General features: G+C 70.1%; 13 protein-coding genes. 12 read left to right on the plus strand and 1 reads right to left on the minus strand.

Annotation, left to right across the window (positions count from 1 at the left end):
• The first annotated feature begins 25 nt into the window (after positions 1–25).
• From QR77_RS26790 to QR77_RS26840, 11 genes are all read left to right on the plus strand, one after another.
• Positions 26–1006: a cysteine synthase family protein gene (locus QR77_RS26790; protein WP_052489090.1), complete on the plus strand. Its 981-nt coding sequence runs from the start codon at positions 26–28 to the stop codon at positions 1004–1006.
• 33 nt (positions 1007–1039) lie between these two features.
• Positions 1040–1534 carry a cupin domain-containing protein gene (locus tag QR77_RS26795; RefSeq protein WP_040024619.1) on the plus strand — a complete coding sequence of 165 codons (495 nt, stop codon included), beginning with the start codon at positions 1040–1042 and terminating at the stop codon, positions 1532–1534.
• 4 nt (positions 1535–1538) lie between these two features.
• On the plus strand, positions 1539–2504 hold the full coding sequence (locus QR77_RS26800; protein WP_040024620.1) for a DMT family transporter: 966 nt from the start codon (positions 1539–1541) through the stop codon (positions 2502–2504).
• Between the two features lie 380 nt (positions 2505–2884).
• Entirely contained in the window at positions 2885–3697 is an 813-nt protein-coding gene (locus tag QR77_RS26805) for a cupin domain-containing protein (RefSeq protein WP_040024621.1), read from the plus strand.
• Between the two features lie 5 nt (positions 3698–3702).
• Positions 3703–5568, plus strand: a complete 1866-nt coding sequence (asnB, locus tag QR77_RS26810; RefSeq protein ID WP_040024622.1) for an asparagine synthase (glutamine-hydrolyzing) — start codon at positions 3703–3705, stop codon at positions 5566–5568.
• Positions 5565–6674: a PrpF domain-containing protein gene (locus tag QR77_RS26815; RefSeq protein ID WP_040024623.1), complete on the plus strand. Its 1110-nt coding sequence runs from the start codon at positions 5565–5567 to the stop codon at positions 6672–6674. The genes asnB and QR77_RS26815 overlap by 4 nt, the downstream gene beginning before the upstream one ends.
• Positions 6653–7828: an acyl-CoA dehydrogenase family protein gene (locus QR77_RS26820; protein WP_078877188.1), complete on the plus strand. Its 1176-nt coding sequence runs from the start codon at positions 6653–6655 to the stop codon at positions 7826–7828. The genes QR77_RS26815 and QR77_RS26820 overlap by 22 nt, the downstream gene beginning before the upstream one ends.
• Positions 7816–9246 carry a dihydroorotase family protein gene (locus QR77_RS26825; protein ID WP_040024624.1) on the plus strand — a complete coding sequence of 477 codons (1431 nt, stop codon included), beginning with the start codon at positions 7816–7818 and terminating at the stop codon, positions 9244–9246. The genes QR77_RS26820 and QR77_RS26825 overlap by 13 nt, the downstream gene beginning before the upstream one ends.
• Positions 9243–9788, plus strand: coding sequence for a flavin reductase family protein (locus QR77_RS26830; RefSeq protein WP_063798085.1), 546 nt, complete (start codon positions 9243–9245; stop codon positions 9786–9788). Before QR77_RS26825 ends, QR77_RS26830 begins: the two co-directional genes overlap by 4 nt.
• 508 nt (positions 9789–10296) lie before the next feature.
• Positions 10297–12135 (plus strand): glycosyl hydrolase family 28-related protein, encoded by a 1839-nt coding sequence (locus QR77_RS26835; protein WP_040024625.1) that lies wholly within the window; start codon positions 10297–10299, stop codon positions 12133–12135.
• A 238-nt stretch (positions 12136–12373) separates the two neighbouring features.
• Positions 12374–14137 (plus strand): ATP-binding SpoIIE family protein phosphatase, encoded by a 1764-nt coding sequence (locus QR77_RS26840; RefSeq protein WP_150130450.1) that lies wholly within the window; start codon positions 12374–12376, stop codon positions 14135–14137.
• Between the two features lie 21 nt (positions 14138–14158).
• Here the strand turns inward: QR77_RS26840 and QR77_RS26845 are convergent, their stop codons facing one another.
• A complete protein-coding gene (locus tag QR77_RS26845) occupies positions 14159–14740 on the minus strand; it encodes a Uma2 family endonuclease (protein WP_040024626.1) in 582 nt (193 codons plus the stop codon).
• Between the two features lie 442 nt (positions 14741–15182).
• Here QR77_RS26845 and QR77_RS26850 point away from each other — a divergent pair, with 442 nt between their 5' ends.
• The gene (locus QR77_RS26850; RefSeq protein ID WP_040028723.1) at positions 15183–16373 is read left to right on the plus strand and encodes a serine hydrolase domain-containing protein; all 1191 of its coding nucleotides are present in this window, start codon (positions 15183–15185) and stop codon (positions 16371–16373) included.
• Positions 16374–16400: the final 27 nt, after the last annotated feature.

The raw sequence follows: 16400 nt of genomic DNA on the forward strand, positions 1-16400 counted from the left end.
TGCCCCGACCCGGAGGACGAGACTCATGCAGACCGTCGAACACGAACGCACCTACGCCCCCACCACCCCCACCGCACTGGTCGTCGCCGACAGCATCGAGGACCTGGTCGGCTCGACTCCTTTGATACGGCTACGACTTGACGGCCAGGCCGCCGGCGCGCAGGTGCTGGCCAAGCTGGAGTCGGCGAACCCGATGTCCAGCAGCAAGGACCGGGCGGCCCTGGAGATGATGCGGGCCGCCGAGCAGCGCGGGCAGTTGGTGCCCGGCACCGGCACGGTGGTCGAGGCCACCTCCGGCAACACCGGCATCTCCCTCGCCGCCTTCGCCGCCTCCCGCGGCTACCACTGTGTGATCGTGCTGCCGGACAACGCGACCCCCGAACGGGTGCGGCTGCTCAAGGCGTTCGGCGCCGAGGTGGTCCAGACCCCGAGCGAGCGGGGCTACCCGGGCGCGATCGAGAAGGCGCAGGAGATCCACGCGGCCACGCCCGGCTCCTGGTTCCCCTGCCAGCACGAGAACCAGGACAACGTACGGGCCCATTACGAGACCACCGGACCCGAGATCCACGCCGCGGTGCACGCCACGGGCCGCCGCGTCGACACACTGGTGTGCACGGTCGGTACGGGCGGCACGCTCACCGGGATCGCCAAGTACCTGAAGGAGATGGACCCTTCGGTGCGGGTGATCGCGGTCGAGCCGGAGAAGTCCCCGGTGCTCTCGCGAGGCGTGGCGGGACAGCACCGTATCCCCGGTCTCAACGGCGGGTTCGTCGCGATCACCACCGATGTCTCGCTCATCGACGAGGTGTTCACCGTCTCCGACGAGGACGCCCTGGAGATGGCCCGCCATCTGGCGCGCAGCCAGGGGCTGTTCGTCGGGGTCTCCTCCGGCGCCGCCGCCTTCGCGAGCGCGGCGGTGGCGGCCAGGCCGGACCACGCGGGCAGCACCGTCGTCACCGTGCTGCCCGACACCGGCGAGCGCTACCTCAGCATGTGGGGGGCGTGACAGCGTGCGACGCCACAAGACAGGTGATCCGTCATGAGCCTGGCCGCTTTCCGCGCGTTCGGTGACGCCGTCAAGGTCCAGATAGGCGAGACCACCACCACCCGGTTCATCACACTCGCCGACACCACCGACGGCCGGCTCGGACTCTTCCACCATTCCATGCTGCCCGGTGCGACCGGCGCCGCCCCGCATTACCACACACGTATCTCCGAATCCTTCTACATCATTTCCGGCGAAGTGACACTGCACGACGGAAAAGGCTGGCGCACCGCGACGGCCGGGGATTTCCTGCACGTTCCTGAGAACGCCGTGCACGGATTCCGCAACGACAGTGACAAGACGGCGGAGATGCTCATCATCTTCACCCCTGCCGAGAACAGGGAGGAGTACTTCGAAGGGCTCGCCCGGCTGGTGGCGAACGGCAACAGGCCCACCAGGGAAGAAATGGTCGCGCTCATGGAGAAGTACGACCAGTTCGAGATCGACGAATCAGAAATCCACCACCACCACACATCATCGGGAGTGTAGGACCATGAATACTGCAAGCTGGGGACGATTCGGCCTGCTGGCCGCACTGTGGGGATGCAGCTTCGCCTTCATCAAGGTGTCGTTGGACTCCTTCGCACCTCTTCAACTGGTCTTCGGCCGCCTGCTCGTGGGCGCCCTCGTCGTCCTCGCCATCATCGCCGCCAAGCGCATCGCGCTGCCGAAGCGGAGCATGTGGGGACACATCGTGGTGGCGTCGGTGTTCGGCAACGTGATCCCGTTCACGCTGTTCGCCATCGGTGAGCAGCACACCACAGCGAGCACCGCCGGCGTGATCCAGGGCGCGACCCCGCTCGTCACCATGGGGCTCGCCACCTTCGCCATCGCCAGCGAGAAGCCGACGAGGCGCAAGGTCATCGGCCTGATCGCGGGCTTCATCGGCCTGATCGTCGTCGTCGGACCCTGGCGCTCCTCGGGCTTCGGCTCGCTCGGCGGCCAACTGGCCTGCGTGGGCGCCGCCGCAAGCTACGCGGTGGGTTTCGTGTACGTGCGCCGGTTCATCGCCCCGTACAAGATCCCCTCGCTCGCCGTGACCGCGGGGCAGTTGACCTCGGCGACCGTGATCACCGCGCTGATCACGTCCTTCACGACCGGCTGGAACCCGACCGGGGACGTCACCGTCAAGCCGCTGCTCGCCCTGCTGGTGCTCGGCGCGGCCTCGACCGGTATCGCCTTCGCCCTGATGAACCGGCTGATCGCGGACGTCGGTCCGACCACGGCCTCCGGCGTGAACTACCTGGTCCCGATCTTCTCCGTGATCGTCGGCGCGGTGGCGCTGGCCGAGCCGGTGAGCTGGAACGTGCCGGTGGGCGGCGCCGTCGTCATCGCCGCGCTAGCCCTGGCGGAGGGCCGTATCTCGACCCTCGTCGGACGGACCTCAAAGGCCCCGGCTGCCGCACCGGCCGCGGCGCCGGTGGCGTCAGCCGGCGTACCGCAGAAGGCCTGCCCGTAACCGCGGGGGCCTCAGCTCCCCGCCGCCCCCGCCTCCCCGCGCGTCCCCATTTCTCCACCCACCGCCACCCCCCACACACGGGCCGGGGCCGGCGCCGACACCCGCACACGGGTGTTCCGCGCCGGCCCCGGCCCGTGTCGTGCGTACGCCCGTATGTACGGGTCACGCGCCCGGGTCCTGCCCGCGCCCGTCGCCCCCCGTACCGCGCCCGTACCCGACGGGTCCCGTACCGACGGCACCCGGTCCGCACGCGTTCCCGTCTGCCTCCCCTGACCCACGAACGCGCAGTACCGGCGCGGGAGTCGACCGGGAACGCCCCGACGGAGTCTGTAGAAGCCAAAGCAGAGACGCCCCCGGCCACACAGGGAGTAGCCATCATCATGCAGACCTCCACCTTCCTGGGCACCGCCCGGATCATCCACCGGTCCGAGTTCGTCTTCGAGCCGGTGCTCGACCGGCCCGACGCCCTCACCACCCTCGCCACCCCGGTCAGTCCTGCCGCCGGCGCCACCCACGTCACCCTGCACGTCGTACGGATCGCCGCGGGCGAGTCCTTCACCCCCGAGGCGAGCGTCGCCGAGGAGAACACCGTCGTCGTCTTCGACGGTTCGGGCACCGCCCGCGTCGGCACCGAGACCCGCGCGGTCGGCCGCGCCGACGGCGTCTACGCACCCACCGGCCGTGTGCTCACCCTGAGCGCCGACAACGAGGGCCTGACCGCATACGTGTGGCGGGCACCGCTGGCCGAGGGACGCGTCCTGGGCTCCGACCCCGCGCTGTTCTCCTCCCTGTGGAACGAGACCACCCGGCTGCAGGGCTTCGCCGGAGCCGGGAAGGGCGACGGCGAGACGGAGTTGGCGGCGATGAACTTCGTCTTCTGGCCGGGGACCGGTAGCTGCCAGCTCTGCCTGCACTGCGGCATCCAGCAGCCGGGCCAGACCTTCAACGTCCACCTGCACCCGGACAGCGACGAGGCGTTCATCGCCTTCGAGGGAATCGGTCAGATGTACCTCGGCGACCACTGGGTCGACGTCGAAGCGGGCGACGTGCTGTACGCGTCCGCCGGCGTCCTGCACGGCGCGCGCAACCCGTACACCGGCCCCGACGCACGGCGCTTCGTCACGTGCGGCGGACCCACCCCCTACGACCCGGCGCTCTACGCCGCCGCGGGCGTCTCCTCCGAGGTCAGGTAACCGCCATGTGCCGCATATACGGATCCTTCAACACCCACTCCAGCGACGAGGAACTGAACTCCGTCGCCACGCTGCTGCACCACGGCGGCCCGGACGCCCAGTCCTTCACCCGCGAGCCCGGCTGGGCACTGGGCAACAACCGCCTCTCGATCATGGACCCCGAGGGCGGGGCGCAGCCCTACCACCACGGCCGGATCACCGTCGTCTTCAACGGTGAGATCTACAACCACGAGGAGCTGCGCGCCAGGCTCGCCCGGCGCGGCTTCCACTTCGCCGACCGCTGCGACGGCTCGATCCTGCCGGCCCTGTACCTCACGTACGGCGACCGGTTCACCGAGCAGTTGGACGGCATGTACTCGGTCGCCGTGCTCGACCTGCGGACGAGCCCCCGCCTGGTGCTGGCCACGGACGACTCCGGCATGAAGCCGCTCTACTACAGTTGGGACGCGCCCAGCGGCCGTCTCCACTTCGCCTCCGAGATCCCCGCGCTGCTGGGCTTCAGCGAAGTGACCGCGGACGAGGACGAGTTCGGGCTCGACAGCTACCTCACCTCCAAGACGCCGTTCGGCGACCGCACCATGTTCCGCGGCATCAACGTGCTGCCCCCGGCCGCCACTGCGGTCGTCGGCCGCCACGAGCCGCTGCGGATCACCACCCGCCCGATGGGCTACACCGGCGGTCCCGGCCTCGATGTGTCGCGCACCCTGCGCGACGCGGGCAGCGACCTGGGCTCACTGCTCGCCCACGAGGTCTCCCGGCTGCTGATCGCGGACGCCCCGGTCGCCGCCATCACCTCGGGCGGACTCGACTCCAGCCTGGTCACCGCGCTCGCCGCCCGCGCCGTGAGCGCCATGTCCGGACCGAGCGCACTGCACACCTTCAACATCGCCTACACCGGCAACTGGCCAGGTGACGAACGGGCGTTCGCGGCCGAGGTCGCCGCAGCAGTCGGGACCACGCACCACCAGGTCGAGGTCGACCCCGCGACCTTCCCCGAGCTGCTCTCGGACGTCGTCTGGCACCTGGGACAGCCCAACGCCGACCCCATCACGCTCAGCACCTTCTCCCTGTTCCGCGCCGTGCGCGACGCCGGGTTCAAGGTCGCGCTCACCGGCGACGCCGCCGACGAACTCTTCGGCGGGTACTCGCGGATGCAGGCGGCCGTGGAAGCCAACGAGTGCTCCGACTGGGCCCAGACGTACCTCGACCACCTCGCCGCCGTGCCCCGCTCCCTGCGCGAGCGGCTCTACACCAGCGACTACGCCGCCGGCGTCCGCGCGCACGGCCCCGGGCTGCCCTCCGGGCTCACCGAGACCCTCGCGCACGGCGAGGGCACCCGGCTCCAGCGCATCTGCGCCATCGAGCAGCAGTACCGGCTGCCCTCGTACCACCTGCGGCGCGTCGACCACCTGTCGATGGCCAGCTCGGTGGAGGCCAGGCTCCCCTTCTGCCAGCCCGCCGTCGTGCGGTACGCCGCGACCCTGCCCGACTGGCACCGCATCATGCCGGGCGGCGGTGTCAAGCGCGCGCTCTACCGGGCCGCCGAGGGGCTCGTCCCCAGCAGCGTCCTCAACCGCCCCAAGCAGCCCTTCACCCTGCCCATCACCGCCATGCTCACCCCCGGGCAGCGGCTGTGGAGCATGGCCCGCGACGTCCTCTCGCCCGCCACGCTGCGGGCCGACGGCCGGATCAGGCCCGACACCGTGGAATCCCTCTTCGCCGAGCAGGCCGAGCGGCCGAGCGACAGCGGCTCCCTCGCCCTGTGGTCCCTGATGTCCCATCAGATGTGGCGCCGGCAGTTCTTCACCCCGACGTCCGTACGCGGGCTCGCATCGCAGTCGACACCCGTCCTTCTGGAGGCCGCCGTATGATCGCCACCTTCGCCAGGTCGCACGGAGCCCCGTGCCCCACCGTCGTACTCGACGGCCGCACGCTGCCCGAAGCGGATCCCGAGCTCCTCGACGCACTGGCCGGACTGCGCTCCGACATGAGCGAGCACGGCGCCGGCGACATCCTCAAGAACGCCATCATCTGGCCTTCCAAACATCCGCTCTTCGACCTCGACTACCGCTTCGTGCAGTCCCTGCCGCGCGACTTCGACAGCTTCGACCTGCGCGGTTCCTGCGGCCACTCGATCCTGGCCGCGGTGGAGGTGGCCGCGAGGACCGGCATGATCCAGCCGCTCATCCCCGGCTGCCGGGTCCGGGTCAACGTACTCAACAACGGCGACAACGTGGTCTGCGAGACCGAGGAGACCTCCGACGGCGGCACCCGCTTCACCGCGCACTTCCTGTGCTCCCCGCCCCGCCCGATCGCCGAGCTGCTGACCACCGGCGAACCCGTCTCCCTCATCCCGTTCGAGGGCGGGACCGTGCCGGTGTCGCTGGTCACCATGGGCAACTCGTACATCTTCGTGTCCGGCGCCGAGTTGGGCGTGACCGGCACCGAGGAACTGTTCACCGACGACCCCGACCTCTTCGACCGGATGCTCGGGCTGCGCCTCGCGGTGTGCGAGGAGTACGGCTGGGACCCCTCGGGGGCCTTCCCGAAGATCGCCGCGCTGCTGCCGGAGAGCGACGGTGTCCTCGCCGTACGGGCCATCTCGGTGCCCTCGTGGCACCCGACCGTCGCGATGACCGGGGCCACCTGCCTCGCCACCGCTGTCGGCATCGAGGGCACCGTGCCCTGGGCGCTGGCCGCCGAGGCCGGCCACCAGGAGGGCCTCCTGTCACTGCGTACCGCCGGCGGCCCGATGCGGGTCTCCGCCTACGTCACCGGGGAGGGCGACGGCCGACGGCTGGCCTGGGTCTCGGTGGCCGAGAAGCAGGTCGACTACCGCGGCAAGCTCCCGCTGCCGCACCAGTCCGTCAGTACCTCCGCCGCTCTCTCCACCTCAGCCGCTCTCAGCACCTCCGCCGCCGTCTCCACCTCCGCCGCTCTCTCCGAGGAGTCCTCATGGCTTCCGCTGACAGCCTGACGCGCACGCGCCAGGACCTCGATCTCACGCTGCCCGACGACCTGACGGCCGTCGCCACCCTCGACCCCGCCGTCCGCGACCGCCTCGCGGCCTGCGCCGAGGCCGCCGACCGCAGCGGCGAACCGGACCGCGACGCCGTCGCCGTCATGCGGGACAGCCGGCTGCTCGGGCTCGCCGTACCGTACGAGTACGGAGGGGCGGGAGGCGACGCCGTATCGCTCAACGCGTACATCGAACAGGTCGCAGCGGCCAACGCGTCCGCCGCCATCATGCTCTTCCAGCACTACGCGGTGAGCAGCCGCATCGTCGAGTACGGCACCCCGGAACAGCGCCGCGAACTGCTGCCGAAACTGGCGGCCGGCGAGTGGCTCGCCGCCTCGGCCTGGAGTGAGACCGGCGCGGGGGCCGACAAGAAGAAGCTGTCCACCACGGCGCGCCGGACGCCCGACGGCGGCTGGCTGCTGGACGGCGCCAAGTCCTTCACCACCAGCGCCGGACTCGCCAACATCTATCTGGTGCTCGCCCAGAGCGACGAACTCGACCCGGCGGCCGGGGACACCGGCTACGGCGCGGCGGGCCAGACGTTCTTCCTCGTCCGGGGCGACAACCCCGGGCTGCTGCCCGACACCTCGATGCGGCTGGCCGGCATGCGCGGCTCGGCCACCGGCTTCGTCTCCGTACGGGACTGCCTGGTCCCCGACACCGCCCGGCTGGGCGAGCAGGGCATCGCCGCCTCGATCATCGCGGGGGTACGGGAGAGCGGCGCCACCCTCGGCGCGGTCGCCGTCGGTGTCGCGCAGGCGGCGCTCGACGCCGCACACCAGCACGCCCAGCGGCGCGGGCTCCTCGGCCACCAGGCCGTACGCCACCGCCTGGTCGACCTCGGCACCCAGGTCGAGGCCGCGCGCGGGCTTGTGGAGCGCGCCGGCCGGCGCAGCTCCGCCGACCCGGGCATGACGACGCTGCACTCCAAGCTCTTCGCCGCCTCCGCCGCCGACCACATCATCGCCGACATCGAGCGGATGCTCGGCTCGGCGGGGTACGTCGAATCGCACGCGATCAACCGGTACGGCCGCGACGCACGCGCCGTGGCTCTGATGGGACCGACCAACGACCTCTGCAAGGAACTGGTGAGCCTGCCGTGGAACCGCTGACATCCCAGCACGCCGACCTCGTTGTCGAGGGCGGCCGACTGATCACACCCACCGGCGTGCACGACGGCGCCGTCGTCATCCGCAACGGCCGCATCGACGCCCTCCTCGACGCCGGAGCCCCGCTGCCCGACGGGCCCCGGCTGAGCGCCCACGGCCGCTACGTACTGCCCGGTCTGATCGACTCGCACGTGCACTTCCGCACTCCTGGCATGGAGTACAAGGAGACCTGGGAGCACGGCAGCCGCGCCGCCCTCGCCGGCGGGGTGACCAGCGTGATCGACATGCCCAACACCCGCCCGCCGTCGCTGGACGCGCGGTCCGTACAGGACAAGGCCGCGCTGATCACCGGGCACTCGCGGGTCGACTACCGCTTCCACATGGGCGCCGACCCCGACCACCCCGAGGTCCTCGCCGACCTCGACCCGGACATCGCGACCTCCGCCAAGATCTTCATGGCCGGGCACCACACCGCACCCGTGGTGTTCCGCGAGGCGCACCAGTTGGAGGCGGCCTTCGCCGCAGCCGCGCACGGCGGCATCCGGCTCGTGCTGCACGCCGAGGACCAGCATGTGTTCGACCTGCTCGACGCGGGACACGACGAGCCGGGCTCGTACGGCGAGTACGAGCCGCACCGCCCGCGCACCGGCGGCATCGTGGCGGTGGCCAACGTGGTCCAGTTGGTACGCCGATTCGGCACGAAGACGCATGTGCTGCACGTGTCCTCGGCCGAGGAGACAGACCTGCTGGTGGCCGCCGCAGCCGAGGGGCTGCCCATCAGCTTCGAAGTCACCGGGCACCACCTGTCCTTCACGGACGCCGACACCGCGGCCCGCGGCCCGCGCACCCGGCTGTCGCCCGCCATCCGAGGCACCCGCGACCAGGACCGCCTGTGGCGGGCCGTGCTCGAAGGGGAGGCGTCCACCCTCGGCAGCGACCACGCGCCGCACACCGTCGAGGAGAAGAACCGGCCCCCCTCCGACGCCCCGCCAGGGCTGCCCGGGGTGCAGGAGCTGGCCACCGCCGTCTGGACGGGCATGCTCGCGCGCGGCGTCCGGCCCGACGACGCCGCCGCGCACCTGGCCCGGCTGATGGGCGAGGGCCCGGCCCGGCTCTTCCAACTGCCGGGCAAGGGACGCCTGGTGGTCGGCGCCGACGCCGATCTGGCGCTGCTCGACCCGGCCCGGCGCTGGCAGTTCTCGGCGAACCACGTCGAGTCGCTGTGCGGCTGGTCCGCGTACGAGGGCTGGACGTTCACCGGCAGGTTCACGACCGTGGTCACCTCGGGCCGGGTGGCCTGGGACCTGCACGAGGGAGTGTCCGGCGAACCCACGGGCCGCTGGCTGCCGGCGGCGATACCCCCGAGCCCGGTCCCCGTCGCCCCGCTCGCCTCACCCGGACGGATGGAGGTGACCCGATGAGTTCCGCACTGCTCAGCTCGACGGCCACAGTCAGTGCCGACGACGTACCGGCGGCGGAGTTCCGCGCGGCGATGGCCACGCTGGCGGCCCCGGTGACGGTCGTGACCTGCTACGACGACCAGGGCGTCGCCCGCGGTCTGACCGCGAGCGCGGTCTCCTCACTCTCCATGGACCCGCCGCTGTTCCTGGTCTGCCTCGACCGAGGCTGCCGTACGCACGACGCCCTGACCAGCGCCGCGTCGTTCTGCGTCAACCTGATGGGGCCGGGGAACGAGGGCCTGGCACTACAGTTCGCGGGCCCCACGGAACAGCGCTTCTCCGGCGTGGAGCTGACCCAGGGACCGCTGCCGGAGGGCTGGTCCGCACCTTCCCTGGCCGACTCGGCGCTACGCCTCACGTGCCTGCGGCACGAGGTGGTGGACGGCGGCGACCACACGATCCTGATCGGCCGGGTCATCGCGATCGACACCGAGGCCCGCCCCGCCGGGGGCCTGCTGTGGCACGAACGGAACTTCGCCCACGCCCGCCCGGCACGGCCCTAGCGGAGGGGGAGAGAAAGACGGAGCCAGATACCGGATGTTGCGCCTCCTCACCACGGTGAGGAGGCGCAACGGCGTTCCGGCCCCGGTGGACGCGCGCCCCAGCCGGCCCGCGAAGCGGGCCCCAGGACACGCCACCGACACGCGGACACGCCGCGGCGGCCGGGGCTCGTCGTACGCAGCGCGGGGTCGCCCTCCGTAACGGTCCTGCGGCCGGGCCGCCTCCGTCGGGGAGCCGTCCCTGGCCTCGCGCTGCAGATGATCGACGCTCAGGGGTTGTCGTGCAGTAAGCGATTACTAGATGATTGCGATTGTTCGTCGAACGCCTGTCATCCGTATGTAGCAAGCGATTGCTATAAGGTGCCGTTCGTTCGCCGACCGTCCGGCCGCAGACGACCGCCGCCCCGGGAGGAGGGGGCTTGAGCGCTTCGCGGAAGTCTCGGCCCGCGGCCCGCTGGTCCCGTTCCGTCGCTGGTTCCGTCCTGTCACTGATCCCATCAAGGGGTGACTCATGCACCGAAGAATCCTGTCCGGTCTTTGTGGCGTCGCACTGCTCACAGCCGGCGCCCTGTCCGTCCTCCCTCGCAATGACATCGGCCCGGACAGTGTGGTGGCGCATGCCGAGCCGGTCGCCGCGGTCGGTGCCGATGTGGCTGCCGCGGCCGGTGCCACGACCCCCTTCGTGACGGTCGAGGCCGAATCCGGGAAGCTCAGCGGTGCCGCCCGGGTGCGTTCCATCAGCCCCGGAGCGCCGAAGCAGACCGCCGCGTCGCTGGAGATCGAAGCGTCGGGGTACGCGCTGGTCGAACTGAAGAACAACGCCGATTCGGTGACGATCCCGAACGCCACCGGAAAGCCGGCCAACACTCTTGTGGTCCGCGCCTCGATTCCGGACGCACCGAAAGGTGGCGGTATCGACGCGTCGTTGAACCTGTATGTGGACGGAAAGTTCCGACAGGCGATCACGCTGAGTTCGCGTCAGGCGTGGAACTACCGTATGGCGACCACCAATCCGGACGATCCCAACGCCGGTGGGATGCCCTACCGCTTCTACAACGAGTTCCCCGTCTGGGTCACAGGCGCTCCCATCGCACCGAACAGCACCATCAAACTCCAGAAGGACGCGGCCAATACGGCCGCCGTCTACGATGTCGATTCCGTTGACCTGGAGAATGTCGGTCCCGCGCTGGCCCAGCCGGCCAACTCGCTCTCCGTCGTCAGCTACGGCGCCGATCCGAATTTCGTGAAGGATTCGACCGTCGCCATCCAGAACACCGTGAACGCCGCCAAGCAGCAGGGGAAGTCGGTGTGGATTCCCAAGGGCAAGTATCTGACGAACAGTGTGGCGCCCACTCCGCTCGACTTCGGCGGAGCGAAGGTGCAAGGCGCCGGAATGTGGTACTCGACCATTTACCGCAAGGTTCCTCTTCCCACCCCCAAGGGGTGGCGTTCGCAGGTCATGGTGGGTTCGGGTTCCGATCTGTCGGACTTCCAGATCGACGCCAATGCCATCTGGCGGGGATTCGCCGGGGACGGCGGTTCGGACTACGGAGTCAGCGCGAGCGGTGCCGGCGGCTGGCACATCAACCGGCTCTGGACGCGGCACACCGACGCCAACTGGCTGTCGGGCAGCAACGGTCTGGTCGAGAACAGCCGTACCGCGGACTCCTACGGTGACGGTTTCAACGCCAACAACAGCAATGCGCCGAGCCCCGACAAGCTCGGCCACAACATCACGATCAGGAACAACTTCGCCCGGAACACCGGGGACGACTCCTTCGCGACGTACTCGGACGCGGGCGCCGACGGTACCAACGGTGAGGTCGTCGGTACGAAGATCCTCAACAACACGGCGGTCGCGCCCTGGTGGGCCAACGGCATTCGGGTCGCCGGTGGCAAGGACATCGAGGTGCGGAACAATCTGGTGAACAGCGTGTCATCGGACAGCGCCATGGAACTCAGCGTCTTCGGCGATTCGGGACGCCCCCTAGAGTCCGCCACGGTCACCGGAAACGTTCTGCGGGGTGGCGGCGGCTGGAACGGTATCCGGCAAGGTGTGCATATCGGCTCTCCGTCCAACACCTCGCAGTTCCCGAGCGCCTACTCGAACGTAACTTTGAGCGACAACCTCATCACCGGATCGCTCACCGCAGGCCTCGTCATCGGTCCGAAGAACGTCAAGGCGACGGTTACGAACAACACGGTCGATCACCCGGCGAAGCAGGGAATCTGGGTCAATGCCGGAGTCACCGGCACCGGGGCCTTCACCGGTAACAAGGTGCAGAATCTCCTGCCGGGTCAGGTAGCGAACCAGAACGACTCACCGAACACGTTCAAGATCACCCCTTGAGGTTTTCGAGTCGGTGATGCATGCGGATGGTGCGGATGGTGATGCCGGGATGAACTAATCAGGCACCGTCCATTCGCTGCCGCAGTCCTTGGTGGATTTGACGACGAAGCCACCAAGGACTGCGGCTCCGTGCTTTCCGGGGGCGTCGTGGTCCATCCAGGGCGTCCTTCCAGGGCGATATAATTGAAGAATGGGAGAGTCGGATCCTGGTTCAGTGAGTGCCGAGATGGGGCCACCGATGGGTGGTGTCCCAGGGCAGGCGTTGCGGGATCTCGAACTGCTTTCGAGCGCCATCTCGATCGGCTCGTCATTGGATGTCGGCGTTACGGCGCGCCATCTCGCCGACCTCGTGGTCCCGAGGCTGGGAGATCTCTCGATCGTAAGCCTGGCCAGGGAAATCAGTGACGGGGAGGAGCCTCCGGAACGGACCGGAGGCGGCGAATTGCACCTGCGTCGCATTGCCCTGGCGCCGGCGGACCACGAGTGGCCGGAGGGGTTCCTGGTGGTCGGCGACGACACCCCGCCGCAGCCGGACAAGGCGCTGATAAGGAAATTTCAGGCCGGGGAGAGCTTCGCGCTCACCGGCCGCTCCCGGATCACCGCAGTGGAGAACGACGACCCGGCCCTCGTCAGGGCCGTGGTGCCGGTCGCGGGGGACGACGAAGAGCTCTCCGTGATGATCGTCCCGCTGGTCACGGAGAGGGGCCGCGACGCGCACGCTGCGCCGGGTCTGCTGTTGGGCGTGGTCGAGGTGTGGCGCAAGGAGCCCTTCACGGACGCCGACGTGCAAGTGGTCGAATGGCTCTCGACGTATGCCGCGGTGAGCATCGACAACGCCCGTCGCTACACGCGCGAGCACCGTACGGCCCTCACGCTCCAGGAGAGTCTGCTGCCGCGTGCGCGGGCCACGGTGGCCGCCGGGGAGACGGCGGGGGTCTATGTGCCGGCCGGGGCCGGGGGCGGCGGACTGAGCGGGGACTGGTTCGACGTCATTCCGCTGTCGTCCGCCCGGGTGGCGCTGGTGGTGGGCGATGTCGTCGGCCGCGGCGTGCGCGCCGTCGCCACCATGGGCCGGATGCGTACGGCGGTCCGTACCCTCGCCGACCTCGATTTCCCGCCCGACGAGCTGCTCACCCACCTCGATGACCTGGTCATACAGCTCGCGGAAGGCGACGAACCGGGTCGCGGGGACGTCTCCGGGTGTACGTGTGTCTACGCGGTGGTCGATCCCATCGCCCGCCGCGGCGCGGTGGCCAGTGCGGGGCATCCACCGCCCGCGCTCGTCAGGACCGACGGCACCACGGAATACATTCCTCTCGTACCGGGGCCCTTGCTGGGCGTCGGCGGCCTGACATTCGAGGTCGCCGAGTTCGATCTGCGGGACGGTGACGTGCTCGCGCTCTACACCAACGGCCTGATCGAACACCAGTGGAGCGACATGGGCCTGGGAATGGACACCCTCCGTGAACGGCTGACGGCGGTCTGTCCCACCAGCGGTGATCTGCACGCGGCCGCGTCGAGCCTGGTCGAGGGGATCCCGGCGAACAGCCTGGTCGACGACATCGCTCTCCTGCTCGCGCGGGTGCGCGGGGTGCCCGACGAGGACACCGTGTCGTGGAAGATCCCGGCCGATCCGGCGATGGTCGCCGACAGTCGCGAGAGGGCCGCCGACAGGGTCAGCGCATGGGGCCTGGACGACCTCGCGTACACCACCGAGATGGTGGTCAGCGAACTGGTCACCAACGCCATCCGGTACGGCGGCGGCGACGCGACGCTGCGCCTGATTCGCGGGAGGGACCGGCTGATATGCGAGGTCTCCGACCCGTCCAACACCGCTCCCCACCTCAAGCGCGCGAGGGAGGCGGACGAAGGCGGCCGTGGCCTGTTCATCACCGCGCGGCTTGTCACGCGCTGGGGCGTCCGGTACACGCCGGCGGGCAAGACCATCTGGACGGAGCAGCGCCTGCAGCGGGATGGGCGGGATGGGCGGGATGCCGGATGAGCGGAACCGCCGGGCCGGCTTTCAGCGGCTCCGTGGTGGGGTGAGCGCGTCCAGGTCGAGGCCGATCTTGAAGGGCAGCGGACGCTTGAGCGAGCCCCGGAAGATACCGGCGGGGGCGTAGGCGCTGGTCGATTCGTCCAATTCGTAGACGTGGACCACGGGCCTCTCGTCCTCGTCCTCGACGCGCCAGTAGTGGGGGATACCGGCCTCGGCGTACTTGCGGAGCTTTACGGTGCGGTCCCGGTGGGCGGATTCGGGGGAGACGACCTCGACGACAAGCTGAACGTCTTCCGGCGCGAACCAGGTGCGGTCGGCGGAGTAGGCGGCGGTCGTCACCAGGAGATCCGGCTCCGGGCGGTTGCGGGCGTCGAGGCGTACGGTCATCTCCCGCTCGACCTCGAAGCCGGCGGGCGCGCCGGCCATCAGCGCGGTGGTCAGGCCCGTGACAAGGCGGCCATGCCAAGACCGCTGGGGCGACATCATGAAGACGAGGGCTCCGTCGATCAACTCGGTGTGGCGGGGTGCCTCGGGGAGGCGGTCCAGGTCCTCCGCGAACCAGCCTTCCGCGCGTGGCGGGCGCATCCAGTCGGGCAGTGCGGTCATGGTGCAACCGTAGCGATTCCGGGGAGCGGGGGCCATCGCGAAGAGTTGCCGTGAGGCGGTCGCGCGGCCCTGCGCCTGGGAAGTGCGAGGGGGAACATCTCGGAAACGTGCACGGCATCGCCCGGCCGCGCGTAACTGAGCGGCTCGGTGAACTTCGGGCTTCGGGCGCCGGAGCGGGTGGCGGCGGCTGGAGGTTCTGACGGCCGGTCGACTGCTGGTCGGTCCGGCGGCGCGTACGGACGGCGCCGGCCACGCGGCGTTCGCGCGCGGCGGTGAGCCCCGGGCCCCTGGGCCTGTCCCCACCTCCGATCCGGACGGTAGCCCCATTACGCCGCCCCGCACGCGCCGGAAACCATGGGGGCGGCGCAGGACGACGCGACGTCAGCCCGAGTACGACGCGCGGCGCCGGACCATGACGGCACTCACCACCGAGGACGCACACATGACCCCATACCGGCGCGCGTTGGGCGGCCTACTGGCACTGGTCGCGGTGGCCGGCGGCACGGCGGGCGCCCGTACTGACGACACTTCGGCGCGGCAGAACGGCGCGCAGGTCACCACCGCGTACGTCATCACCGACCACCCCCAACTCCGCTCGCTCCTGCACCGGTTGACGACGGAGGACGGCGGCCCCGGTGCGCTCGTCGCGCTTCAGGGCCGGCCCGGCGGCACGGTGCTGACCAGCGGTGTCGCGGACGTGCGGAGCCACGCGCCGATGCGCGGGGACAGCCGGTTCCGGATCGGCAGCATGACCAAGCCGTTCGTGGCGACCGTCGTGCTCCAACTGGTGGGCGAGGGCCGCGTGGCGCTCGACGCGCCGGTGGAGCGCTACCTGCCCGGCGTCGTCCGCGGCCACGGCAACGACGGACGGAGGATTACGGCCCGTCAGCTCCTCCAGCACACCAGCGGCATCCCCGACTACCTCACCTACCTCAGCCTGGAGGACGTCCTCAACGACCCGCTGGCGCACCACGACACCGGCGACCTCGTGAAACTGGCGCTCGCCCACCCTCCGACCTTCGAGCCCGGCACCGACTGGAGCTACTCCAACACGGGCTACCTGCTGGCCGGCATGATCATTGAGCGGGTGACCGGCCACTCGTACGGCCAGGAGATTCGCCAACGCGTCATCAAGCCGCTCGGCCTGCGTCAGACGTCCGTCCCGGGCGACGGCTCGGAGATCCGCGGGCCGCACCCGCGCGGCTACGCCCGGCCGGGCGAGGACGTGCCGCTCAAGGACCTCACCGGGCTGAACCCCACGGTCGCGGGCGCGAGCGGCTCCATGATCTCCAGCGGCGCCGACTTCAACCGCTTCCTCGGCGCACTCGTCGGCGGCAAGCTGCTCCGCCCCGCCGAGCTCCACCAGATGATGAGCACCCGTCCGACCGGCAACCCGGACGGCGGGGCCTACGGCCTCGGCCTGGAGAGCCACCTCCTGCCCTGCGGCGACCTCGCCTGGGGGCACGACGGCGGCATCCTCGGCTACCAGACGACGGGCGCCGCCACGGTCGACGGCAAGCAGGCCACGGTCATGGTGAACGTCTACCCGGGCGAAACGGAAGCCCAGGACGACGACATGACGTCCGCCGTCCGGGCGGCACTCTGCGAGGGCCGCTCTTCGAGTGCGCACTAGGCCCGGTTTCCCGGCTCCGGACGGTTA

The sequence above is a fragment of the Streptomyces sp. 150FB genome (assembly GCF_000818195.1).
In the GTDB taxonomy this organism is placed as follows: domain Bacteria; phylum Actinomycetota; class Actinomycetes; order Streptomycetales; family Streptomycetaceae; genus Streptomyces.

Excerpts from the sequence above, each read along its gene's own strand:
- QR77_RS26790 (WP_052489090.1), top strand. The coding sequence starts at position 26 with ATGCAGACCGTCGAACACGAACGCACCTACGCCCCCACCACCCCCACC.
- QR77_RS26795 (WP_040024619.1), top strand. The coding sequence starts at position 1,040 with ATGAGCCTGGCCGCTTTCCGCGCGTTCGGTGACGCCGTCAAGGTCCAG.
- QR77_RS26800 (WP_040024620.1), top strand. The coding sequence starts at position 1,539 with ATGAATACTGCAAGCTGGGGACGATTCGGCCTGCTGGCCGCACTGTGG.
- QR77_RS26805 (WP_040024621.1), top strand. The coding sequence starts at position 2,885 with ATGCAGACCTCCACCTTCCTGGGCACCGCCCGGATCATCCACCGGTCC.
- asnB (WP_040024622.1), top strand. The coding sequence starts at position 3,703 with ATGTGCCGCATATACGGATCCTTCAACACCCACTCCAGCGACGAGGAA.
- QR77_RS26815 (WP_040024623.1), top strand. The coding sequence starts at position 5,565 with ATGATCGCCACCTTCGCCAGGTCGCACGGAGCCCCGTGCCCCACCGTC.
- QR77_RS26820 (WP_078877188.1), top strand. The coding sequence starts at position 6,653 with ATGGCTTCCGCTGACAGCCTGACGCGCACGCGCCAGGACCTCGATCTC.
- QR77_RS26830 (WP_063798085.1), top strand. The coding sequence starts at position 9,243 with ATGAGTTCCGCACTGCTCAGCTCGACGGCCACAGTCAGTGCCGACGAC.
- QR77_RS26835 (WP_040024625.1), top strand. The coding sequence starts at position 10,297 with ATGCACCGAAGAATCCTGTCCGGTCTTTGTGGCGTCGCACTGCTCACA.
- QR77_RS26840 (WP_150130450.1), top strand. The coding sequence starts at position 12,374 with ATGGGTGGTGTCCCAGGGCAGGCGTTGCGGGATCTCGAACTGCTTTCG.
- QR77_RS26845 (WP_040024626.1), bottom strand. The coding sequence starts at position 14,740 with ATGACCGCACTGCCCGACTGGATGCGCCCGCCACGCGCGGAAGGCTGG.
- QR77_RS26850 (WP_040028723.1), top strand. The coding sequence starts at position 15,183 with ATGACCCCATACCGGCGCGCGTTGGGCGGCCTACTGGCACTGGTCGCG.